This is a genomic window from Mycobacterium sp. PTI7 (genome assembly GCF_056679845.1).
Genome location: NZ_CM155252.1, coordinates 92,059 through 114,663, shown reverse-complemented (window position 1 = coordinate 114,663; position 22,605 = coordinate 92,059). Strand labels below are relative to the sequence as shown.

Annotated in this window: 22 protein-coding genes; 9 read left to right on the top strand and 13 right to left on the bottom strand. The window is 70.9% G+C overall.

Annotation, left to right across the window (positions count from 1 at the left end):
* Positions 1–14: 14 nt before the first annotated feature.
* Positions 15–1,604 (bottom strand): carboxylesterase/lipase family protein, encoded by a 1,590-nt coding sequence (locus tag AC1MEY_RS00495; RefSeq protein ID WP_480231725.1) that lies wholly within the window; start codon positions 1,602–1,604, stop codon positions 15–17.
* A 128-nt stretch (positions 1,605–1,732) separates the two neighbouring features.
* On the opposite strand from AC1MEY_RS00495, the gene AC1MEY_RS00490 reads away from it, so the two are divergent.
* Positions 1,733–2,983 carry a cytochrome P450 gene (locus AC1MEY_RS00490; RefSeq protein ID WP_480228816.1) on the top strand — a complete coding sequence of 417 codons (1,251 nt, stop codon included), beginning with the start codon at positions 1,733–1,735 and terminating at the stop codon, positions 2,981–2,983.
* Here AC1MEY_RS00490 and AC1MEY_RS00485 read toward each other — a convergent pair.
* A complete protein-coding gene (locus tag AC1MEY_RS00485) occupies positions 2,976–3,608 on the bottom strand; it encodes a TetR/AcrR family transcriptional regulator (protein WP_480228815.1) in 633 nt (210 codons plus the stop codon). The two genes, AC1MEY_RS00490 and AC1MEY_RS00485, sit on opposite strands and share 8 nt — an antisense overlap.
* A gap of 96 nt (positions 3,609–3,704) precedes the next feature.
* Here AC1MEY_RS00485 and AC1MEY_RS00480 point away from each other — a divergent pair, with 96 nt between their 5' ends.
* Positions 3,705–5,315, top strand: coding sequence for an MFS transporter (locus tag AC1MEY_RS00480; RefSeq protein ID WP_480228814.1), 1,611 nt, complete (start codon positions 3,705–3,707; stop codon positions 5,313–5,315).
* Between the two features lie 12 nt (positions 5,316–5,327).
* Here the strand turns inward: AC1MEY_RS00480 and mftG are convergent, their stop codons facing one another.
* From mftG to mftA, 7 genes are all read right to left on the bottom strand, one after another.
* The gene (mftG, locus tag AC1MEY_RS00475; protein ID WP_480228813.1) at positions 5,328–6,770 is read right to left on the bottom strand and encodes a mycofactocin dehydrogenase MftG; all 1,443 of its coding nucleotides are present in this window, start codon (positions 6,768–6,770) and stop codon (positions 5,328–5,330) included.
* Positions 6,767–8,179 (bottom strand): mycofactocin biosynthesis glycosyltransferase MftF, encoded by a 1,413-nt coding sequence (gene mftF / locus AC1MEY_RS00470; protein WP_480228812.1) that lies wholly within the window; start codon positions 8,177–8,179, stop codon positions 6,767–6,769. Before mftF ends, mftG begins: the two co-directional genes overlap by 4 nt.
* A complete protein-coding gene (mftE, locus tag AC1MEY_RS00465) occupies positions 8,176–8,907 on the bottom strand; it encodes a mycofactocin biosynthesis peptidyl-dipeptidase MftE (RefSeq protein ID WP_480228811.1) in 732 nt (243 codons plus the stop codon). Before mftE ends, mftF begins: the two co-directional genes overlap by 4 nt.
* Before the next feature lie 136 nt (positions 8,908–9,043).
* Positions 9,044–10,237 (bottom strand): pre-mycofactocin synthase MftD, encoded by a 1,194-nt coding sequence (gene mftD, locus AC1MEY_RS00460; protein ID WP_480228810.1) that lies wholly within the window; start codon positions 10,235–10,237, stop codon positions 9,044–9,046.
* 2 nt (positions 10,238–10,239) lie between these two features.
* Positions 10,240–11,421 (bottom strand): mycofactocin radical SAM maturase, encoded by a 1,182-nt coding sequence (mftC, locus tag AC1MEY_RS00455; RefSeq protein WP_480228809.1) that lies wholly within the window; start codon positions 11,419–11,421, stop codon positions 10,240–10,242.
* Positions 11,418–11,729: a mycofactocin biosynthesis chaperone MftB gene (gene mftB / locus AC1MEY_RS00450; RefSeq protein ID WP_480231724.1), complete on the bottom strand. Its 312-nt coding sequence runs from the start codon at positions 11,727–11,729 to the stop codon at positions 11,418–11,420. Before mftB ends, mftC begins: the two co-directional genes overlap by 4 nt.
* Before the next feature lie 35 nt (positions 11,730–11,764).
* Complete coding sequence (gene mftA, locus AC1MEY_RS00445; protein ID WP_480228808.1) at positions 11,765–11,872, bottom strand: mycofactocin precursor MftA; 108 nt, start codon at positions 11,870–11,872, stop codon at positions 11,765–11,767.
* 89 nt (positions 11,873–11,961) lie between these two features.
* Between mftA and mftR the strand changes: the two genes are divergently transcribed.
* Genes mftR through AC1MEY_RS00430 form a run of 3 tightly spaced genes read left to right on the top strand, consistent with a single transcriptional unit; the run spans position 11,962 to position 14,446 of the window.
* Positions 11,962–12,594 (top strand): mycofactocin system transcriptional regulator, encoded by a 633-nt coding sequence (gene mftR, locus AC1MEY_RS00440; protein ID WP_480228807.1) that lies wholly within the window; start codon positions 11,962–11,964, stop codon positions 12,592–12,594.
* Between the two features lie 50 nt (positions 12,595–12,644).
* Positions 12,645–13,169: an RNA polymerase sigma factor gene (locus AC1MEY_RS00435; protein WP_480228806.1), complete on the top strand. Its 525-nt coding sequence runs from the start codon at positions 12,645–12,647 to the stop codon at positions 13,167–13,169.
* A complete protein-coding gene (locus tag AC1MEY_RS00430) occupies positions 13,169–14,446 on the top strand; it encodes a VOC family protein (RefSeq protein ID WP_480228805.1) in 1,278 nt (425 codons plus the stop codon). Before AC1MEY_RS00435 ends, AC1MEY_RS00430 begins: the two co-directional genes overlap by 1 nt.
* Positions 14,447–14,499: 53 nt before the next feature.
* Here the strand turns inward: AC1MEY_RS00430 and AC1MEY_RS00425 are convergent, their stop codons facing one another.
* Positions 14,500–15,678 (bottom strand): NAD(P)/FAD-dependent oxidoreductase, encoded by a 1,179-nt coding sequence (locus AC1MEY_RS00425; RefSeq protein ID WP_480228804.1) that lies wholly within the window; start codon positions 15,676–15,678, stop codon positions 14,500–14,502.
* Between the two features lie 57 nt (positions 15,679–15,735).
* The gene (locus AC1MEY_RS00420; RefSeq protein ID WP_480228803.1) at positions 15,736–16,182 is read right to left on the bottom strand and encodes an Rv2324 family transcriptional regulator; all 447 of its coding nucleotides are present in this window, start codon (positions 16,180–16,182) and stop codon (positions 15,736–15,738) included.
* Between the two features lie 124 nt (positions 16,183–16,306).
* On the opposite strand from AC1MEY_RS00420, the gene ddaH reads away from it, so the two are divergent.
* Genes ddaH through AC1MEY_RS00400 form a run of 4 tightly spaced genes read left to right on the top strand, consistent with a single transcriptional unit; the run spans position 16,307 to position 20,818 of the window.
* Positions 16,307–17,146, top strand: a complete 840-nt coding sequence (gene ddaH, locus AC1MEY_RS00415; RefSeq protein WP_480228802.1) for a dimethylargininase — start codon at positions 16,307–16,309, stop codon at positions 17,144–17,146.
* On the top strand, positions 17,143–18,399 hold the full coding sequence (gene rocD / locus AC1MEY_RS00410; RefSeq protein WP_480228801.1) for an ornithine--oxo-acid transaminase: 1,257 nt from the start codon (positions 17,143–17,145) through the stop codon (positions 18,397–18,399). The genes ddaH and rocD overlap by 4 nt, the downstream gene beginning before the upstream one ends.
* 44 nt (positions 18,400–18,443) lie before the next feature.
* On the top strand, positions 18,444–19,940 hold the full coding sequence (locus AC1MEY_RS00405) for an amino acid permease (protein WP_480228800.1): 1,497 nt from the start codon (positions 18,444–18,446) through the stop codon (positions 19,938–19,940).
* A complete protein-coding gene (locus AC1MEY_RS00400) occupies positions 19,937–20,818 on the top strand; it encodes a universal stress protein (protein ID WP_480228799.1) in 882 nt (293 codons plus the stop codon). Before AC1MEY_RS00405 ends, AC1MEY_RS00400 begins: the two co-directional genes overlap by 4 nt.
* On the opposite strand, the gene AC1MEY_RS00395 is transcribed toward AC1MEY_RS00400, so the two are convergent.
* Both AC1MEY_RS00395 and AC1MEY_RS00390 read right to left on the bottom strand, forming a co-directional pair.
* A complete protein-coding gene (locus tag AC1MEY_RS00395) occupies positions 20,819–21,673 on the bottom strand; it encodes a mycofactocin-coupled SDR family oxidoreductase (protein WP_480228798.1) in 855 nt (284 codons plus the stop codon). It lies immediately after the preceding gene.
* A 71-nt stretch (positions 21,674–21,744) separates the two neighbouring features.
* Positions 21,745–22,590: an SHOCT domain-containing protein gene (locus AC1MEY_RS00390; protein WP_480228797.1), complete on the bottom strand. Its 846-nt coding sequence runs from the start codon at positions 22,588–22,590 to the stop codon at positions 21,745–21,747.
* Positions 22,591–22,605 lie beyond the last annotated feature (15 nt).

The following is a 22,605-nucleotide window of genomic DNA, read 5'->3' as shown; positions in this document are numbered from 1 at the left end:
AGAGTCGGTGACGGCTAACGACGCAGCCCCGCCCAGAACTCGCACTGGTGCACGCGGGCGAAGTCGTCGGTCACCCGGACCGCGTCCGGCGCCAGTTCCATCCGCCGCCCGTCCGTCGCCTTCGGCCACTCGGCCGGCCCGTCGGCCTCGGGGCGACCGGTCCGCACGAATGCGGTCCAGTAGTCGATCATCTGGTCGCTCAACACCTGCTGCGGCGGGGTCAGCGCGGGCGCGCCACCGACGTCGAACAGGTAGCGCAACTCCAGGGAGTGGCTCGCGCCCACGGGGAACGGCAGCGTGCGGAACGGCTCGGGCATCGGCGGATCGCGGTCGGTGAACTCGTAGCCGTACACCGGGGCGTCGCGGCCGAGGTCGGTGGCGATCCGCTGGTCGACGCACGTGAAGTCGCCGTCGGTCACGGCCGCCGAGTAGGCGAGCGGCGCGTTGCCGCCGTAGCGGTCGAGCGGGTAGCGGGCGCCGACCGCGGCGGCGTCGGCGCCGAAGGTCTGCTCCAGCACCCGCGGGTAGTCGCTCGCGGGCAGGGACTGACCGCGGATGTACTGCAGCGCCATGAACAGCGTGAACTCGTCGCGGTTGCTGCCGATCAGCACCGGCACGCGCGCGGCGTCCCCGGCGGCGAACGCGACCATCGGATCGACCGGCAACACGGACGATCCGGTCACCGGACCGCTGAGCGCGTCGTCGCCGATCCGGAAGTACTCCACCGGCCTGCGCAACTCGTCGACCGGCAGGGCGCGCAGGCAGGCCGCCGCCGTCGTCGGGTCGGCGCAGCCCGCGTCACGTGCATAGTCGACGCTGATCCGCTCGGCCTGGTCGAGCGGCAGCTGGGCCTGGCACGGACCGCTTTGGATGATCGCGCCGCGGAAGAGGTCCCGCGATCCCGGCGCGACGAGGTGATCGCACACCGACATGCCGCCCGCCGACTCGCCGGCGATGGTGACCCGGTCGGGGTCGCCGCCGAAGTCGGCGATGTTGTCGCGGACCCAGCGCAGCGCCGCCTGCTGGTCGGCCAGGCCGTAGTTGCCGACGGCACCGGCCGCGCCGAGCGCCGGGTGGGCGAGGAAGCCGAGCGCGCCGAGTCGGTAGTTGACGGTGACCACCACGACGCCGCCGCGGGTGGCGAGCCAGCGGGAGTCGTAGATGCCGCTACTGCCGTTGATGAAGGCGCCGCCGTGGATCCACACCATGACCGGACGCTTCTGCTCCGACAACGGGGGCGTCCACACGTTGAGGTTCAGGCAGTCCTCGTCGGTCTGCCGTCCCATCTCGAGATCGCCGACGTCCTGGATGCAGCGCGGACCGACTCGGGTGGCTTTGCGCACGCCGTCCCACGGCGCCGCGGGTGCGGGCGGCTCGAAGCGCAGCGGCCCGGTGGGCGGCGCGGCGTAGGGCAGGCCGCCGAAGAAGCGGTGATCGGGCGCGACCACGCCGCGCACGAGGCCGTTCCCGGTCGACACCAGCGCGGGGTCCGACGGCGCGGCCGACGAGCCGGCGGCGGGGTCCGCGGCACCGCCGCAGCCGATGGTCAGGATCAGGACGGCGATCGCCGTGACGACCCCCCGGCCGATCCGCCGGGTCGTCACGAGGGCCACGACCGCCGAGCCTACTGGGGACCCGTCGCGATCCCCTCAAACCGGCCCGCGCGACCACCCCGCCCACCTAAAATCCGTTGACACCCGTCAACTAGCGAGCCCGCGAGCGAGGAACTGCCATGAGCACGCCCACCATGGACGACGCGGCCAAGGTTCTGGCCGACCCCACCGCCTACGCCGACGACGCCCGGCTGCACGCCGCGCTCGTGCATCTGCGTGCCAACGAACCCGTTGCCTGGGTGGACAATCCGCCGTACCGCCCGTTCTGGGCGATCACCAAGCACGCCGACATCATGGCGATCGAACGGGACAACGAGCTGTTCATCAGCGAGCCTCGCCCGCTGCTGTCCACCGCGGCCGCCGACGACTACGCGAAGGCCCAGCTGGACGCGGGCATGGGGCTGCGGACACTGATCCACATGGACGATCCGCACCACCGCAAGGTGCGGGCGATCGGCTCCGACTGGTTCCGCCCGAAGGCCATGCGCGACCTCAAGGTGCGCGTCGACGAACTCGCGAAGCGCTACGTCGACCAGATGCGCGACATGGGCCCGGAGTGCGACTTCGTCACCGATGTCGCCGTCCAGTTCCCGCTGTACGTGATCATGTCGCTGCTCGGCCTGCCCGAGGAGGACTACGGCCGTATGCACATGCTGACCCAGGAGATGTTCGGCGGCGACGACGACGAGTACAAGCGCGGCACCACGCCCGAGGAACAGATGGCCGTGTTGCTCGACTTCTTCGGCTACTTCGCCGAGCTGACCGCCGCCCGGCGCGAACACCCCACCGGCGACCTCGCGTCGGCGATCGCGAACGGGCGCATCGACGGCGAGCCGATGTCGGAGGTCGACACCATGTCGTACTACGTCATCGTGGCGGCCGCCGGTCACGACACCACCAAGGACGCCATCTCCGGCGGACTGCACGCGCTCATCGAGAATCCCGGCGAACTCGAGCGCCTGCGGGCGGATCCGAGCCTGATGGGCACCGCGGTCGAGGAGATGATCCGGTGGTCGACGCCGGTGAAGGAGTTCATGCGCACCGCGACGGCCGACACCACGGTCCGCGGGGTCGACATCGCGAAGGGCGACTCCGTGTACCTGGCCTACGTCTCGGGCAACCGCGACGAGGAGATCTTCGACGACCCGTTCCGCTTCGACGTCGGTCGCGACCCGAACAAGCACGTGGCCTTCGGCTACGGCGTGCACTTCTGCCTGGGCGCGGCGCTGGCCCGGATGGAGATGAACAGTCTCTTCACCGAGCTGGTGTCGAGGTGGGAGTCGATCGAGCTGGCCGGCGAGCCGGAGCTGAGTGCGACGACGTTCGTCGGCGGCCTCAAGCACCTTCCGATCCGCTACTCGCTCAGGTAGTTTCGCCCCGCTTGGCGTGGGTGGCCAGGTACCCGTCGACGGCCACCTCGGCGATCTCGCGGTAGTCGAAGTCGGGCAGCGTGCTGAGCTTGCCGAGCACGATCGGGCCGAGCAGCAGTGCCGCGGCGCGAGTGCGGTCGACGTCGCCGAGCTGCGCCTGCGCCTCCGCGCTGTCGAAGATCGCGTCGAACGGCGCCGCGTACAGCTCGGCGACCCGCTCGCGCAGGGTGCGCACCTCGAGGCTCTCGGCCGACCTCTTGGCCGCCCCCCACGGCAGCTGCTCGAGGTCGCCGCCGAGCGCGAGCCACGACATGGCGGCCAGGCTGACGGGCACCTCGGCGATCAACTCGGCCTGCGCGCGCACCGCGGACACCAGCCGGTCGCGCAGCGACCCGTCGTCGGGCGGGATGGGCGCCGGTGGGATCAGCGCGTGAAAGGCCGCTGCCAACAGATCGTTTCCGCTCGGGAAGTGCCGGTACAGGGTCGCGCGGGCGACGTTGGAGGCGCGCGTGACGGCGTCGACCGTCACGGCGCTGGGGCCGCCGGCGCTCAGCAGCGCGGTCGCGGCGTCGAGCAGCCGCGCCCGCGAGCGGGCCGGTCGCGGGTCGGTTCGCCCGGCGTTCACTGGTTTGATTCACCTCCACCGCGGGAAACAAGACTGTTAGTCTCGTATCGAGAACAGCTGTCTTGAAAATAACGCATCAGGCGGACGGAGCCTCGCATGGCCGACACTCTCGCCCGTCAAGATCAGCCTACCGACGCCGCGATGGCGGCCCTCTCGTCGCGCGCCCGGCTGTGGCTGCTGATCGTCGCCTGCCTCGACGTCAGCATCGTCGTCTCGTCGATGATCGCCCTGAACACCGCACTCGGCGACATCGCCGTCGACACCTCCGCCACGCAGACACAGCTGACCTGGGTGGTCGACGGCTACACGCTGGTGCTCGCGTGCCTGCTGCTCCCCGCAGGCGCCATCGGCGACCGCTACGGCCGTCGCGGGGCGCTGCAGGTCGGGCTCGCCATCTTCGCCGTCGCCTCGTTCGCGCCGGTCGTCTTCGACAGCCCGCTGCAGATCATCGTGGCGCGGGCCGTCGCGGGCGCGGGTGCGGCGTTCGTCATGCCGGCCACGCTCTCACTGCTGACGGCCGCCTACCCGAAGTCCGAGCGGAACAAGGCCGTCGGCATCTGGGCGGGCGTCGTCGGCTCCGGCGCCGTCCTCGGCTTCCTCGGATCGGGGCTGCTGCTCAAGTACTTCGAGTGGCAGTCCATCTTCTGGTCGTTCGGCACCGCCGCTGCCGTCCTGTTCGTGCTGACGCTCACGGTGTCGTCATCGCGTGACGAGGACGCCACGCCGCTCGACTGGCGCGGCGCCGTGCTGATCGGCGGCGCGGTCGCGGTCTTCGTGTTCGGAGTCGTCGAGGCGCCGGTCCGGGGATGGGGCGATCCGCTGGTCTACGGCTGCATGCTCGCAGGCGTCGCCATGGCCGGCGCGTTCGCGATGGTCGAACTCCGGCGGCCGCATCCGCTGCTCGACGTCCGGCTGTTCGGCAGGCCCGACTTCGCCACCGGGGCCGTCGGCATCACCCTGCTGTTCTTCGCCAACTTCGGCTTCTTCTTCGTCGCCATCCAGTACATCCAGCTGGTGATGGGCTACAGCGCACTGACCACCGCCCTGGCCATCGCACCGCTGATCGGGCCGGTCCTCGTCCTCAGCGCGACCAACGAGTGGTACCTGCCGCGGCTGGGGCTGCGCCTGGTGCTCACCGTGGGCCTGATCCTGATCGCCGCGGGGCTGATGTCGATGCGCCTGCTCGAGATCGACTCCTCGTACCTGCAGCTCGCCTGGCCGCTGCTGGTCATGAGTACCGGCATCGGATTGTGCACGGCGCCAACGACGTCCGCGGTGATGGGAGCGGTGCCCGACGAGAAGCAGGGCGTGGCATCGGCGGTCAACGACGCGACCCGCGAAATCGGTGCCGCGCTGGGCATCGCGGTGGCCGGATCGATCCTGGCGGCCGGCTACGGCAGCGCGCTCGGTCCCCGCGTGGCCGACCTCCCCGAGGAGGTGCGGGCGCCTGCGATGGACTCACTCGCCCAGGCGCTCGCCGTCGCGGACCGGCTCGGCCCCGCCGGCCGGACGCTCGCCGAGACCGCCCAGTCGGCGTTCCTGGAGTCGATGAACGCCTCGCTGCTGGTGCTCGCCACGGTGGTCACGGTCGCCGCCGTAGTGGTCGGCCTGTGGGCACCCGGTCGCGACGGAAGGCAACTGCGCGTGGTCCGGCACCTGACGCGCCGCGGTACGGACACCCCGGCAGGCAGGCACCGCGCGCCGTAGGACCGGGACCGATCAGTCGTCGAGGAACGCCGCCGCGCGGTGGCCGATCATCACGATCGTGGCGTGCGGGCCGCGGCTGGTGATGCTGGGCATGATCGAGCCGTCGACCACCCACAGGCCGTCGACGCCGCGCACCCGGCACCGCTCGTCGAGCACCGACGCATCGCCGGTGCCCATCGGGACCGTGCCGCAGAGGTGCTGCGACGTCGACCAGAACGACTGGCGCGCTTCATATCCGGTACCGGCGAGGTCGTGCGCCAGTGCCGCACCTGCCTCGAGCGCCGCGACGTCCTCGGGCTCGCCGTCGTAGCGGTGCTCGATCAGCGGCGCCACGTCGGGGTCCGCCGACGCGAGCGCCAGCACGCCCCTCGAGCGGGGCCGTACCAGCGTGACGCCGAGGTGGGGTCGGTCCTCGGGGTCGTCGCCCGACCCGTCGATCATCGCGCCGAAGCCGGCCGTGTACGGCCGGATCTCCAACCCGTCCCCGGTGACCAGCACGGCCTCCAGCGGGGGCCGGCCCGGGGCGGCGGGCCAGTCGACCGGCAGCACCAGTTCCGGGTGATCGGCGAACCGGGTGCCGACGGGCAGGTCCGCGATGACGGGCACGCCCACGCCGGCCAGTGCACCTGCCGGACCGATGCCGGACAGCAGCAGCAGATGTGCGGAACCTATTGCGCCGGAGGACAGCACGATGCGGTCGGCGGTCAGCAGTTCCGGTCCCGACGGGCCGACGCACTCGACACCGGTGGCACGCCCGCCCTCGACGCGGATGCGGGTGGCGCGGGTCCGGTCTCGCACCGCGAGGTTCGGCCGGTCCGTCGCGCGGCCCAGGAACGCGCCACCGGGTCCCAGCCGCGTGCCGCGGTCGACGTTGAGCGGCACCGCGCCGACGCCGGGACCGATGGGCCGGCCTGCGGTCGCGCCGTTCAGGTCGTCGATCCAGCGGTATCCCAGGGCCCGTGCCGCGTCGATGAAAGCGACTGCGCCCTGCTCGAATTCGCGGACCCGGCGGATCGCCATGGGACCGTCGGCACCGTGCAGCGGCCCTGCGACGTCGCGGTCGGTCTCGATGGCGCGGAAGTGCGGTAGGACGTCGGTCCAGCCCCACCCGGGCACGTCCCAGTCGTCGAAGTCCGTGGGCAGTCCACGGCAGAAGTAGCCGCCGTTGACCGCGCCGGATCCGCCGACCACGGCGCCGCGGACGAGCACCGTCGACCGGGGTGGGTGCCGGGTCAGCGTCGTCGGGTAGCGGCGTACCACGGAGCTGGCGTCGCCGATGGGAAGCCGCAGGGCGTCGCTGATCTGCGCCATCACCCGCGGGTCCGAGGGACCAGGCCCCGCCTCGAGCACCGTGACGGTGCGGTCGGGGTTGATGGAAAGCCGCTCGGCCAGAACGCAACCGGCACTCCCCGCGCCGACGACGAGGACGTCGGCGTGCGCGTGGCGCCGGCTCACGTCCGGATCTGCGGCTTGAGTGCGCCGAGGTGACGTTCGCGCAGCACGCCGGTCCACAGGCCGAGGCCGTAGGCGATGTCGTCGAGCCGCTTGAGCAGGAGGTAGGCGAGCAGGCCGACGCGGTGCGCGTCGTCCTCGGCGTTGGCGTGCCGTCCGGCCCAGTCGACGACGCCGTCCACGACGGCCGCCACCAGGACCACGCGACGGCACCGTTTGAACAGCACCGCGGCGACCAGGGCCACCGGCCAGTAGTGCCGGCAGATCGCCGACGCCAGTTGCAGCGCGGCGGCCCAGAGTCCGTGCGCCGCCACCACCGCGACGTCCCGGGGCTCGGTGTCCACGGCGCTGAGCGACTTGGCGATCCGGCGACCGGTGAACACGGCCACCGCCGTCGATCCCAGGTAGCCGAATCCGGAGCCGACGGCCACCAGCACCCACACCAGCAGCGTCCAGCCCGAGATCACCAGCGGCGCGGTCTTGCCCGGATGCCGCACCGACAGCGGCGCGGCCGACGAGCCGTAGAAGGCCTTGCGGAGGAACCAGTCCCGGAGGTCGGTGCGGTGGTCGTGGCCGACGAGCGCGACGGGCTCGTAGCGCAACCGGTCACCGGCCTCGATGAACCTCCAGCACAGGTCGACGTCCTCGCCGGACTCCAGCGTCTCGTCGAACCCGCCCACCTCGAGCAGCGACCGCCTCCGGCAGATGATGGCGGCGCTCGGCACGTAGGACACCTGCCCGAACGGCACCACCGGCGCCTCGCGCTGGCCGAGGTCCAGCGACGAGCGGACCGCCTCGTAGCGGGCCACCAGGTTGTCCGGCTCGTGGAGGGCGACGATCCGTGGGGCCACCAGGGCGACGGCTGGGTCGCAGAAGTGTCCGAGGAGCGCCTCCAGCCATCCGCGGCGGGGTACGACGTCGGAGTCCAGGAAGGCGATCAACTCGGTGGTGCACGCCTGCAGTCCGGTGTTGCGCGCGGCCGCGGGGCCTCGGCTGTCCTGGTGGCGGAGCACCGTGATCTCACACGGCGGGGCGTCGAAGTCCGCTGCCCGCACCGGGACGGCGGAGCCGTCGTCGACGACGATCACGCGCATGCCGCGCAGCGACCGGATCAGCCGCTGCAGTCCGGATGCGTTGTCGCGCACCGGAATCACGACGGTGACGTCGCGGTGCGACGGACCGGTCGCGGGCCGCGGGTGGGCCACCGTGGCGTCGAGCAGCCGGCGGGCCAGCTGGGCGCTCTGGGCGTCGTGCACCTCGAGCCGGCCGCCCTGCAGCATGGTCTGCGCGGCGGGCGCCAGGCGGAGCAGCCGGGTGGGCGATCCACCGAGCAGCGCCGCCCCCTCCGCGAGGACCTTCACCCGGCGGTCCACCTGCACGGCGAACCCGTCGGGCAGCCGCGGGTCCGTCACGCGAGCATCCCGTGGCCGTTCGGCGTCCAGGCCTCGATGCGGCGGGCGGCCTCGTCGACCATCTCGGCCAGCGCCGCCTCACCCTCCGCGGCCGTCGCCATCGTCGGGTCGCCCAGGACGCCGACGGGGCTGACCGCCGCGACCCCGCCCCTGCGCATCCGGGGCAGCAGCTCGGCCAGCGGTGCGTCGTTGCCCGGCACGCACTCGTCGATCCAGACGTCCTCGGGCGAAAGGTGCAGCAGTACCGACGTTTCGGTGCGGCCGGCGTGGGCGTCGCCGCCCCGGACGGTGCACGAGGTCCACGCGACGTCGCGGCCCTCCTCGCGCAGCAACGTCGTGGCGGCCGCGAGCGCCCCCACGTTGCCGCCGTGGCCGTTGACGAATACCAGGCGCGACGCCCACCGGCACGCCGACCGGCCGAACTCCACCAGCAACAGCCGTAGCGCAGACGTGCCGATCGACACGGTGCCCGGGAAACCCTCGTGTTCACCGCTGGCGCCGTAGCTCACGGCCGGTGCGAGCGTCCACTCCCCCGGCAGGCGTCCGGCGACCGCGCGGGACACCGCGACCGCGATGCGGGTGTCGGTGTCCAGGGGCAGGTGTGGCCCATGTTGCTCGATGGAACCGACGGGGACGATGACCGCCGGTGCCAGGTTGCGGAGCTGCCTCGACGTCGAGATCCCAAGCTCACCGGGGAATGCCACCCGCCGATGGTAGGCCGAATTCACCTGCCGTGCGCCGAATGTTGGCGTTTGGCCGGTATCCGACACCGCCCGTCGATCCCTCGACGGCCTTTCCTTCACGCCAGCACCGTCAGCCACGTCCGTACCAGCGGACGAGGCCGGGCGCGCCACCCGAATCGGGTCAGGCGCCGCCCTCGGTGGGCGCGCCGAGCGTCCGGGTGAAGCCTGCGGGGATCAGGACGTCGTCGGGACCGAGGTCGTGCACCGACGCCTTCCCGAGTCCGCGCAGCGCCGAGGCGATGCCACCCTCCATCAGGTCGAGCACGTTCTCGACGCCCGGCTGCCCCTCGGCGGCGAGGCCCCAGAGGTAGGCCCGGCCGATCATGACGGCGCGGGCACCGAGGGCGAGCGCCTTGACGACGTCGCTGCCCCGGCGGATGCCACCGTCCAGCAGGACCTCCACCTGGTCGCCGACGGCGTCGGCGATCGACGGCAGCGCGCGGATCGAGGCGGGCGTGCCGTCGAGGTTGTTGCCGCCGTGGTTGGACACCGAGATGGCCGAGACACCGGCGTCCACAGCGCGTTTCGCATCGTCGACCCGGATGACGCCCTTGAGCATGAAGGGGCCGCCCCACATCTCGCGCAGCCACGCGACGTCCTCCCAGGTGGGAGGCGGCGTGCCCATCCACTCGCCGTACGCCTGGAAGAACGGCGGTCCGGGCTCGCCGGCGGCGCCCTGGTTGGGCACCGCGAGCGTCGGCGGACGCATGGTCTTGGCCCACTGCAGCAACCACCGCGGCTTGGTGATGACCTCGGGGCTCATCTTGACCATCGTCTTGAGGTCCATCTTCTCGGGGATCTTGGGGCTGCCCCAGTCCCTGCCGTGCGAGAAGCTCCAGTCGGTGGTCAGGATCAAGCCGACGGCCCCCGCGGCCCGGGCCCGTTCGACGCGCCTGGCGATCGAGTCCCGGTCGCCGAGCCAGTAGATCTGGAAGAACAGCTTCGGGTTGGCGGCGATGACCTCTTCGATGGGCTTGCTGGCGAACGACGACAGTCCCATCGCGGTGCCCCGGTTGGCCGCGGCGCGTGCGACGGCCACTTCGCCGTCGGGGTGCACGGCCTGCACGCCGGTGGGCGAGATCAGCACGGGCAGCGAGATCTCCTGTCCCATCACGGTCGTCGCGAGGTCCCGCTTGTCCAGGGCGCCGATGACGTGCGGCGCGAAGCCGATCTCGCCGAACGCCTCGACGTTGTCGGCGACGGTCAGGCCCTTCTCGCTGGCGGAGATCAGCGACGAGTAGGCGGACTTGGGCAGCCGCTTCTTCGCGCGTTCCTGGGCGATGGAGACGGTTTCGAACCAGATGTCGCGTGCCATGGTCAGACGGGACTTTCGTTGCAGAATTTCTTCGGAGGGACGGTCAGGAGCTTGAGCGGGATCGGGCCCTTGCGGCCGCCGGTGCGCGAGTGGTCGCCGCTGGGCTTTGGCTTGTCACGCTCGAGCGCCAGCGCGGGCTCACCGAAGCCCTGCACGCACTCGGGGTCGGGCCCGTCGAGCGGCAGGCCGGTGAAGAACTTGGCGGCCATGCAGCCACCGCGGCAGGCGTCGTAGTGCCCGCAGCCGGTGCAGGCCCCGGCGGACTGCGGCTCGCGCAACTCGGTGAACAGCTGGGAGTTCTGCCACACGTCCTGGAAGCCGTTGCTGGTCAGGATGTTTCCCGCGAGGAACTTGTCGTGGATGGCGAACGGGCAGGCGTAGACGTCGCCGATCGGGTCGATCAGGCACACCACGCGCCCGGCGCCGCACAGGTTCAGCCCGGCGAGCGCGCCCGGCTCGCCGAGACCGGACAGGTGGAAGAACGAGTCGCCGGTCAGGACGCCCTCGCCGCGGGCGACCAGCCAGTCGTAGAGCTGCACCTGCTGAGCGGCGGTGGGGTGCAACTCATCCCACACGTCCGCGCCGCGGCCGGAGGGACGCAGCCGGGTGATGCGCAGCGTGGCGCCGTACGAGTCGGCGAGCGCCTTGAAGTCGTCGAGCTGGTCGACGTTGTGACGCGTCACCACCACGGAGATCTTGGCGTCCTTGAAGCCGGCCTCGGCCAGGTTCTCCAGGGCGCGGATCGCCATCGCGAAGGAGCCGGGTCCGCGCACCTCGTCGTTGACCTCGGCGGTGGCGCCGTCGAGCGAGATCTGCACGTCCACGTAGTCGCTGGCCGCCAGCTTCGCCGCCACCTCAGGGGTGATGCGCACGCCGTTGGTCGAGAACTTCACGCCCACGTGATGCTCGGTGGCGTAGTCGACGAGTTCCCAGAAGTCCGACCGCACAGTCGGTTCCCCGCCGCCGATGTTCACGTAGAACACCTGCATGCGCTCGAGTTCGTCGATGACGTCCTTGCACTGCTGGGTGGTGAGTTCGCGGGGGTCACGCTTGCCCGATGCCGACAGGCAGTGCACGCACGACAGGTTGCAGGCGTAGGTCAATTCCCACGTCAGGCAGATCGGCGCGTCGAGACCGCGCTCGAACTGGTCGACCAGTCGTGGGACGGGCTGCATGGTCGTCATCGGATCTCCTTGGGTACCAGCATGTTGGACTTCACCAGGACGCCCAGCGCGTGCACGTACGGCGCCTGCATCTCGTCGTCGACGCCCGCCGCACGCAGTGCGGACCTGGCGTCGGGGTGGTCACCCAGTGCGTTGACCACCTCGACGATCTTCCGGTTCTTCAGGAACGAGAGCTTGCGGGTGCCGAAGTGATACAGCAGGGCCCCGAACGGTTCCGGCCGCACCGCCACCTGGTGGTGCAGTCGCCAACCGGCGTCGGGGTCGAACGCCGCCGGGCCGTCGGCGGCGGGAGGCTCACCGGTCGACACGGTGGGCACCGACTCCCTGGCGGGTGCCGTCACGGTCAGTAGACCCCGCACATGCCGTCGATCGACACCTCTTCGACGAGGCTCTCGGTGACGAGGTCGTCCTGGGTGTCGTTTTCCACGGGTGCCTGCTGCGACTGCTCCATGATGTGTACCTTTCGCGTCGTGGGTCTCGACAGGTGTGACCCAGGTCGCAAGAATATGGCATCGAGTGCCTAAACGGAAGGGCGAATCGATGACGAGTCCTCACGGGGGCCGGAACCCCATCGCGGGTGACGTCGCGCCCCGCGTCGGCAGGCGCCGCTCGACCACCCGGGACCACATCGCCAACGTCGCACTCGAACTGTTCGCCCACCGCGGCTTCGACGAGGTCAGCGTCGACGACGTCGCGCAGGCCGCGGGCATCGCGCGCCGCACCCTGTTCCGGTACTACCCGTCGAAGAACGCGATCCCGTGGGGCGACTTCGACTCCCACCTCGACCACATGCGCGACCTGCTCGACGTCGTGCCCGCCGACGTCCCCGTCGGTGCCGCGCTGCGGTCGGCGCTGTTGGCGTTCAACGAGTTCGACGCCGCCGAGACCGCGCGGCACCGGCAGCGCATGCGCGTCATCCTGGAGACCGACGCGCTGCAGGCGCACTCGATGACGATGTACGGGGGCTGGCGCTCGGTGATCGCGGCGTACGTCGCGCGCCGCGTCGGTGCCGATCCCGCCGACCTGGTGCCGCAGACGGTGGCGTGGACCATGCTCGGCGTCGCCCTGTCCGCCTACGGCGTCTGGCTGGGTGACGAGTCCGCGTCGCTGGCCACGGCGCTGGGCGCCGCGTTCGACACCGTCGACGAGGGGCTGAGCCACCTCGAGGGGTGATTTCGCAATTGGGGCGTCGGAGTTCACCTCCGAACGGCGACGATGAGGGTGTGAGCGGCGAATCGGAGTCCGCGGCGGGGCGTACCGGCGCCCCGCGGGACCTGCTGGCGCTGTACGACGAGGCATTGCCATCGGTGTACGGCTACTTCGTGCGGCGCTGCGCCGATCGCTCCACGGCCGAGGACCTCACCTCGGAGACGTTCCTCGCGGCAATGGACGCCGCACGGAAGGCCAGCCCGCCGACGATCACCGTGCCGTGGCTGATCGGCGTCGCCCGCCACAAGCTGGCCGACCACTACCGGCGGCGCAGCGACCGGTTCACCGTCCCGGTCGCCGAACTGCCCGAACCCGTCCCCGGCGACGAGTGGGATGCCGAACTCGACCGGATCGTCGCCGAGAGCGTGCTCGCGCGCCTGCCCGAGCACCACCGCACCGTGCTGGCGCTGCGGTACATGGACGACCGCTCGGTGCCGGAGTGCGCCGAGCTGATCGGCCGCACGGTGCACGCCACCGAGGCACTGCTGGTGCGGGCACGGCGCGCGTTCAGGAACGAATACCCGGAAGGAGGGGCGTGATGCTCGACGGACACGACCCGCTGACCGTGCTGCACGGCCGCGACCTCCCGGTCCACCCCGACCCCGACTTCGCCGCGCGCCTGCGCACGCGGCTGGAATCGGCTCTGTCCCTACCCGATCGAACAGGAGACGTCGACATGAGCGGAACCGACACCGCGCTGAAGGAACTGATCGCCCCGGACGACCCGACCGTCCCGCGGGCCGCGATGCTGCCCTACCTCGCCGTGGCCGATGCCCGCGCCGCCATCGACTGGTACGTCGACGCGTTGGGCGCCATCCTGATCGGCGAGCCGGTCACGATGGACGACGGCCGGATCGGTCACGCCGAACTGGCACTGTCCGGCGGGGTGTTCTACCTGGCCGACGAATACCCCGAATTCGGACTCAGAGCGCCTGCGCCACGGGGCGTCTCGGTGAGCCTGATGCTCGCGGTGCCCGACGCCGACGCAGCGGTGCGACGCGCCGGCGAGTGGGGCGCCACGGTGGAGCGCGAACCGTACGAGGCGCACGGCTCACGCACCGCGACCGTGGTCGACCCGTTCGGTCACCGCTGGATGCTCAGCGGACCGCTGACCGGTGCGGTCGTCCCGATCCAGCACGGCGACGTGGGCTTCGTGTCCGTGTGGACGCCGGACGCCGATCGCGCCGCCGCCTTCTACGCCCACGTCCTCGGATGGGCCGTCGACCCGGCCACCCACGAGGTCACGAACACCACCGGGCGGATCGGACTGTTCTCCGTGCCTGGCGCCCCGACGATGCTGTGCTGCTACGCCGTCGCCGATCTCGACGGCGCACGCCGGTCGATCGAGGACGCCGGCGGCCGGACCGGCCGGACCCTCGAGTTCGACTTCGGCACCGTGCTGGACGCGACGGACCCCTCCGGCGCGCCCTTCGCGGTGTTCCGTCCGACGCCGGGCACACCGCGTCCCGCACTCAACGGCGCTGGGCCGGGCGAGGTCTCGTACCTCACCTACCAGGTGCCGGATTCGGCGTCGTTCCGCGAGTTCTACGCGCGCACGCTGAACTGGTCGTTCCAGCCGGGCCGCGTCGACGACGGCTGGGAGATCGAGGGCACGCATCCGATGGCCGGCGTGGCGGGCGGCTTCGACCGCGGCGTCACGGTGCCGATGTGGACGGTCGACGACGTCGAGGCGGCGGTGGAACGCGTCCGTGCCGCGGGCGGCACCGTGGTCGAGGAACCGTCACGGCAGTCCTACGGCACGTCGGCGCTGTGCACCGACGACCAGGGGTCGCGCTTCTACCTCGGCGCGTTCTAGCGATTCGTGCACCCGCAACCGCGGTGAGCGCGGCTACCGGTGCACGAATCGCGCTAGGCGGGCAGCACGTCGGCGATCGGCGCGCCCTTGGCGATCTTGGCGCGGGCCTTCATCACCTTGCCGGGCATGCCGCCGCCGACGACGCCCACCACGGCGCCGTCACGCTCGTAGTAGGCCAGGAACTTGCGGCCGTCGTCCTCGACGACGTGGACCACGTCGTCGGCCTCGGGTTCGCCGAGGCACTGGATCTTGACGTCGAACTGGTCGCTCCAGAAGTACGGCACCACCACGACGTCGGGGGCGTCGCCGCCCAGCATCGCGGGCACGATCACGCGGGCCTGTTCGGCGACGTTGCTCCAATGCTCCACGCGCACCTGATGTCCCGAGGCGTCCTGCCAGGACGCGACGTCACCGATGGCCCAGACGTTGGGGGCCGAGGTGCGGCCGTGCACGTCGCAGACCACGCCGTTGTCGATCTCGACGCCGCTGCCCTCGAGCCAGTCGGTGGACGGCCGGGAGCCGATGCCCACGACCACGGCGTCGGCGTCGAGTTCGGTGCCGTCGTTCAGCTGCACCTTCTCGACGCGATCGGTGCCGGTGACGCCGGCGACCCCGATGCCGCACCGCACGTCGACGCCCTCGGCGCGGTGCAGGCGGGCCACCAGGTCGCCGATCTGGGTGCCGAGCACCGATGCCAGCGGCGCCGGCTGGGGCTCGACGATCGTCACCTCAGCGCCCAGCTTGCGCAGGCTCGCGGCCACCTCGCAGCCGATGAACCCCGCGCCGATGATCACCGCACGCGTGATGGATCCGGCGTGCGCGCGCAACGCCAGGCTCTCGTCGAGGGTGCGCAGGACGAAGATGCCCGTGAGGTCCGGCAGCGACGGGATGCGCTTGGGCGTCAGGCCGGTGGCGATGACGAGTTCCTCGTAGTCGACGACGTCGCCGCTCGCGAGCGTCACGGTCTGCGCGGCGGTGTCCAGGGCCGTCGCTCCTGAGCCGAGGCGCAGGGTGATGTCGTTCTCGGCGTAGAACTCGGCGGGCTTGAGCGTCACGTCGTCGGTCTCGGCGCGCAGCACCTCCTTGGACAGCGGCGGCCGGTCGTAGGGCAGGTGCTCCTCGTCGCTGACGAGCGTGATGGGGCCCGCGTACTCCGCGCGACGCAGTTGTTCCGCGGTCCGCGCCGCGGCCAGACCGCCGCCGACGATGACGATGCCTCCACTGTTACCCACGTGGGCTTTCTTACACGATCGGCCCTCACCGTCAAGCGGTACCCCGCGTCGGACCGCTCAGGATCGGGCCCGCTCGATGATGTTGGACAGCACCACGATGCTCTCGCTGCGTTCGATGTCGGCGCTGGCACGGATGCGTTCCAGCGCCTCCTCGAGGTGACGCATGTCGCGGGCCAGAACGTGCAGGATCGCGTCCGAGGTGCCGGTCACGGTGGCGGCGCTGACCACCTCGGGGATGTCGACCCAGGCGCGGCGCAGTTCGGCCGGCGCGATGGTGCCGTGGCAGTACACCTGCACGTAGGCCTCGGTCCCCCAGCCGATCGCGTTGCGGTCGACCACGGTGGTGAAGCCCCGGATGACGCCGCTGTCGAGCATCCGGTCGACGCGCCGTTTCACCGCGGGTGCGGACAGGTTCACCCGCTCGCCGATTTCGGCGAAGGTGGCGCGGGCGTGCTGCGTCAGGGCGGCCAGGATGGCCTCGTCGGTCTCGTCCAACCGGTCCATTCGGCACTTCTCCCGTCTCGGCGCAATGAATCACCGCAAGCATAGCTCTCGCGCAACGGAGTGCCCGTCGACGCGCAATGAGTGGTGATTGATTGCGTCGGCGCCGCACCATACCGTTCCTGACATGACGATCTCCGATGTCGCCGCATCTCCGGTGCGGACCCGCACCGCGCGCCTGCGCCACTACGCGATGACGGCGCCGGTCCACTTCGCCGTCGACTACGCGATCAACCCGTGGATGGACACCTCGACGCCGGTGGACGCCGCTCTGGCCGTACGCCAGTGGGACGTCCTGCGCCGGACCTACGAGTCGCTGGGACACACCGTCGACCTCGTCGAGCCGGTCGAGGGGCTGCCCGACATGGTCTACGCCGCGAACGGCGGCCTCATCGTCGGCGGTACGGCGGTCGTGGCCCGCTTCGCCTACCCGCAGCGCGCCGGCGAGGCCGACGCCTACGACGCGTGGATGGTCGACCGCGGCTACGCCCCCGTGCGGACGCGGCACGTCAACGAGGGGCAGGGCGACCTGCTGGTGGTCGGCTCGATGGTGTTGGCGGGTCACGGCTTTCGCACCGACCCGGCCGCGCACGACGAGGTCGCCGCCGCGGTCGGCATGCCCGTGATCGGCCTCGAACTGGTCGACCCGCGCTTCTACCACCTCGACACCGCGCTCGCGGTGCTCGACGACTCGACGATTGCCTACTACCCGCCCGCGTTCAGCGCGGAGGCGAGGCGCCACATCCGCACGGCGTTCCCCGACGCCATCGAGGTCGCGAGCGCCGACGCCTACGTGCTGGGCCTCAACGTGGTGTCCGACGGCCTGCACGTGGTGCTCCCCCGGGCCGCCACCGGGTTCGCCGAGCAACTGGCCGACGCCGGCTTCGAGCCGATCGGCGTCGACCTCTCCGAACTCTTCAAGGGCGGCGGATCCGTCAAGTGCTGCACGCTGGAGGTGTACCCGTGACCACTTTCGACACCGTCGCACCGTCGGGGCCCGGCCTCGAGCCCGGGCCCGCCACCGCGGCGCTCATCGCCCTCGACGACCGCCACGCCGCCCACAACTACTCGCCGCTGCCGGTGGTGGCCGAGTCCGCCGAGGGCGCGTGGATCACCGACGTGGAGGGCCGCCGCTACCTTGACTGCCTCGCCGCGTACTCCGCGGTCAACTTCGGCCACCGCAACCCGGAGGTGACCGCTGCCGCGCACGCGCAGCTCGACGCCGTCACGCTCGTCAGCCGGGCCTTCCACTCCGATCGGCTCGGACCGTTCTGCTCGGCGCTGGCCCGGCTGTGCGGCAAGGAGGTGGTGCTGCCGATGAACAGCGGCGCCGAAGCCGTCGAGAGCGCACTCAAGGTGGCCCGCAAGTGGGGCACCGACGTCAAGGGCGTACCCGCGGGGATGGGCAACATCGTCGTGGCCCGGAACAACTTTCACGGCCGCACGACCACCATCATCAGCTTCTCCGACGACGAGACCGCCCGCCGCGGCTTCGGCCCGTACACGCCGGGCTTCCGATCGGTGCCGTTCGGGGACGCCGACGCGCTCGCCGCCGCGATCGACGACCACACGGTCGCCGTACTCCTCGAACCCATCCAGGGCGAGGCGGGCATCGTCGTGCCGCCGGACGACTTCCTGCCGCGGGTGCGCGCACTGTGCACCGAGTTCCGCGTCCTGATGATCGCCGACGAGATCCAGTCCGGCCTGGCCCGCACCGGGCGTACCTTCGCGTGCGACCACTGGGGCGTGGTGCCCGACGTGTACCTGCTCGGCAAGGCCCTGGGCGGCGGCGTGGTGCCACTGTCGGCGGTGGTCGCCGATCGCGACGTACTGGGCGTCCTGCACCCCGGTGAGCACGGCTCGACGTTCGGCGGCAACCCGTTGGCGGCGGCGATCGGCAGCACGGTGGTCGCGATGCTCGAGCGTGGCGAATATCAGCTGCGCGCAACCGAACTCGGCGACCGCCTGCACCGCGGGCTGCGGGCACTGGTGGGTCACGGCGTCCTCGAGGTGCGCGGCCTGGGCCTGTGGGCGGGCGTCGACGTCGACCCGGCCATCGGCACCGGCAAGGAGGTCAGCCTGCGGCTCGCCGCCCACGGTGTCCTCGTCAAGGACACCCACGGTTCCACGCTGCGCTTCGCGCCCCCGATCGTGATCACCGAGCAGGAGGTCGACTGGGCGGTGAATCGATTCGCTGCCGTCTTGGCGGAATCGCGTTAGGTTTCACCTCTACCGCACCGACGGAACGCTTCACGGGAGGCACCATGCCAACACCGACGATCCCCATCAGGGAGCAGTTCCTGCGGCGGAGGCCGATCGTCGGCGCCGCGGTGGCCCACGGCGCGTCCGCGGGCCTGAAGCGCACGATCGGCACCTTCCAGCTGACGATGTTCGGCGTCGGCGCCACGGTCGGCACGGGCATCTTCTTCGTCCTGGCCGACGCGGTGCCCGAGGCGGGCCCGGCGACCGTGCTCTCGTTCCTGATCGCGGGCCTCGCAGCGGGCCTGGCCGCCATCTGCTACGCGGAGATGGCCTCGGCGGTACCGGTTTCGGGCTCCACCTACTCCTACGCGTACACGACGCTCGGCGAGTTCGTCGCGATGGGCGTCGCGGCCTGCCTCCTACTGGAGTACGGCGTGTCCACCGCGGCGGTCGCCGTCGGCTGGAGTTCGTACCTCAACGTGTTGCTGGACAACCTGTTTCACGTGCAGCTCCCGCAGGCCGTCATCGCCGCGCCGTGGGACGAGACACCCGGGATCGTCAACCTGCCCGCCATGGTGCTGGTGGGTCTGTGCGCGCTGCTGCTGATCCGCGGCGCCAGCGAATCGGCGGCGGTCAACACGGTGATGGTCATCATCAAGCTCGGCGTGCTGGCGATGTTCATCGCCGTGGCGGTCACGGCCTTCAACGCCGACAACTTCGCCAACTTCGCACCGTTCGGCGCCGCCGGGGTCAGCGCCGCGGCGGGCGTGATCTTCTTCTCCTACATCGGCCTCGATGCGGTCTCGACGGCGGGCGACGAGGTGAAGGACCCGCAGAAGACCATGCCGCGCGCCCTGATCGCCGCCCTGCTGACCGTTACCGCGTTCTACGTCCTGGTCTCGATCGCCGCACTGGGCGCGCAGAAGTGGGAGCTGTTCGAAGGGCAGGACGCCGGACTCGCCCTCATCCTCGACGCGGTGACCGGGGCGAACTACTTCGGCACGGTCCTCGCCGCGGGCGCCGTGATCTCCATCTTCTCGGTCACCCTGGTCACCCTCTACGGGCAGACCCGCATCCTGTTCGCGATGGGTCGCGACGGTCTCCTGCCGTCGATCTTCGCGAAGGTCAACCCGCGCACCATGACTCCGGTCAACAACACGATCATCGTGTCGGTGATCGTGGCCCTGCTCGCCGGTTTCGTCCCGCTGGACTACCTCATCGACATGGTCTCGATCGGCACGCTCACCGCGTTCATCGTGGTGTCGATCGGCGTGATCATCCTGCGGGTCCGCGAGCCCGATCTGCCACGCGGCTTCAAGGTTCCGGGTTACCCCGTCACCCCCGTCCTCTCCGTGCTGGCGTGCCTCTACATCCTGTACTTCCTGCACTGGTACACCTGGCTGGCGTTCGGCGCGTGGGTCGCGGTGGCCCTGGTCTTCTACGTGCTCTGGGGCAGACACCACAGCGCGCTCAACGACGGCGGTGACGGCACCATCGACAGCGCCGCCCCCGGCCTCGACGACGTCCAGATCATCACGCCGAAGGGCGACGAGCCGTGACCGTCGTCGTCGGCTACCTGGCCGGCAAGGGCGGCGTCTCGGCGCTGAACCTGGGCGTGGAGGCCGCGCGAACGTTGAACGCTTCGCTCGCGGTGGTGACGGTCGTGCCGAAGCCGTGGACCACGCCGTCACCGGCCCGCGTCGACGCCGAGTACGCGCAGTACGCCGACCGGCTGGCCGCGGACTCGGCGGCCCAGGCCCGAGAGTGCATCGAAGCACTAGACCCCATGCTCGACGTCGGCTTCCACAAGTACGCGCACCGCTCGGCGTCGGGCGGTCTGGTGGACGCCGTCCGCGAACTCGACGCCCAGGCACTGGTACTCGGCTCGGCCTCCGACGGCAGCCTGGGGCAGGTGGTGATCGGCTCGACGGCCGATCGGCTGCTGCACTCGTCGCCGGTCCCGTTGGCGATCAGCCCACGCGGCTACCGCGGGTCGAAGTCGCACGGGCTCACCCGGGTCACGTGCGCCTATCCGGGGACCCCGGAGTCCCGGCACGTCGTGGAACGCGTGGCCGCCTTCGCCGCGGAACTCGGCGTGCCGCTGCGGGTGGTCACGTTCGCGGTCCGCGGCCGCACGATGTATCCGCCCGCCGCGGGCTTCCACGCCGAGGATCTGCTGCTGGAGTCCTGGGCCGCGCAGGCCCGGGATGCGTTGGCGGAGTTGCGGACCAGCGGCGTCGTGGGTGCCGACGTCGACCTCCGGGTGGTCACCGGCAACGGCTGGGATCAGGCGCTCGACGCCGCCGAGTGGCTCGACGGCGAGGTGCTGGCGCTCGGCACGTCCCCGCAGGGGCCGATCGCCCGGGTGTTCCTCGGCTCGAAGGGCACCAAGATCGTCCGGCACAGTCCGGTGCCGGTGCTGGTGCTGCCCAGCTGACTAGTACTTCGCGGTCCCGCGGTCGATCGCGATCTGGGATCCGGAGATGGTCATCGAGCCGTCGCCGGCCAGCCACGACACGACGTCCGACACTTCTTCGGGCGTCATGAACTCCTGCAGGCCCTTCTTGCCGTCGTGGTTCTTCGGCTGGTAGGGCATCGGCGAGAAGCTGTGCAGGAACTGCGGGTACTTGGTGAAGACCTCCATCATGGCCTCCGGCTCCACCATCGGGGTGCCGATCGAGTACGGATGGATGGAGTTCACCCGGATCCCGTACTCCCCCACCTCGATTGCCAGCGCGTTGGTGATCGCGACGAGGCCGTGCTTGGACGCCGAGTAGTGGCCGTTGCCGGGGGTCGCCTTGGTGCCCGCCGACGAGCTGACGATGATGATCGAGCCGCCGTTGTCGGCCTCGATCATCGCGGGGACGGCCGCGCGGATGGTGCGCCACGTCCCGTTGAGGTTGACGTCGATGACGGCGTCCCACTGCTCCTCGGACATCTCGAACATCCGGCCCCAGCTGAGGATTCCGGCGTTGGCGACGACGATGTCCAGCCGGCCGAACTGCTCGATGCCGTCGGCGACCACCTTCTGCTGCGCAGCGAGGTCGCGGATGTCGACCTCCCGGGCGAGCACCTTGCGCCCTTCGGCCTCGACGAGGCTGACGGTCTCCGCGAGGTCCGCCGACGTGGCGTGCGGGTAGGTGACGGTGTCCGAGACGGGGGCGCAGACGTCGATCGCGATGATGTCGGCGCCCTCCCGCGCGAGGCGGACCGCGTGCGACCGTCCCTGCCCGCGTGCGGCGCCGGTGATGAATGCCACGCGTCCCTCGAGGGGTGCGCTTCCTGCCGCCATGGCCGGTCCTTTCGTCGTGCTCGCGATCAGGCTAGCAGCCGAACTGGAACGTGTTCTAGTATCGGCCGGCGCTACAGGTCGGCGATGATCTGTTCACGCTTCGCGCCGTACTCCGCCTCGGAGATCGCGCCGGTCGCGCGCAGCGTCTCGAGTTCCTGCAACCGCTGCGACGTCGACATCGACGGCGCGGCGTACGGGGTCGGCGACGGGGTGGGTTGCGGGGCCGGGGCCGCCATGTGCGCGGCGGGCGGCACCTGCTGGGCGGCGGCGCGGCGGACGACGTTCATGACCTGCTGGCGCACCGCGGGATTGGAGCGGATGTCGATCGTGCCGTCCATCGGCACGCCGTTCGACTTCAGGATGTTCATGATCTCCATCAGCGGACCCGCCTGGCCGGACAGGTCGTAGGTGCGGCCGTCCTCGGCGAGCGTGAACTGCGCCGGCAGCGTGCCGTTGACCAGAGCGCTTCTGTTCCAGTCGATCTGGTAGGAGTTGGTGGTGGGGTCGACGAGCAGGACGAGCTTGCGTCCGGTGATCAGCGGCAGCCGCGTCACCGAGGCGAGCACCGAGTCCTGCGTGTCGAACGGCGTCAGGCCGGGCCCCTCGACGTGCAGGTCGAGCTTCACCAGCGGCTGATCATTGATCCGGGTGTGGGTCTCGGCGATGCCCCTGATCTGTGCCAGCGCGAGCACGCCGCTGGACTCCAGCATCGTGGTCCTGGCCTCGGCCTTGGCGCCGTAGCTGGCCAGCGCGATCGCGACCAGCACGTCGAGCGCGGTGACGAGCAGACCCACCCAGAACATCCACTTCAGCAGGTCGGGTGATCCGAGCGCGAAGAACACCGCGAGGAAGATCGGGCCCACCAGTCCGCCGCACAGCAGGACCATCAGCTGCGCCTTCACGTATCGCCACACCATCGCCCCACGCTCCTC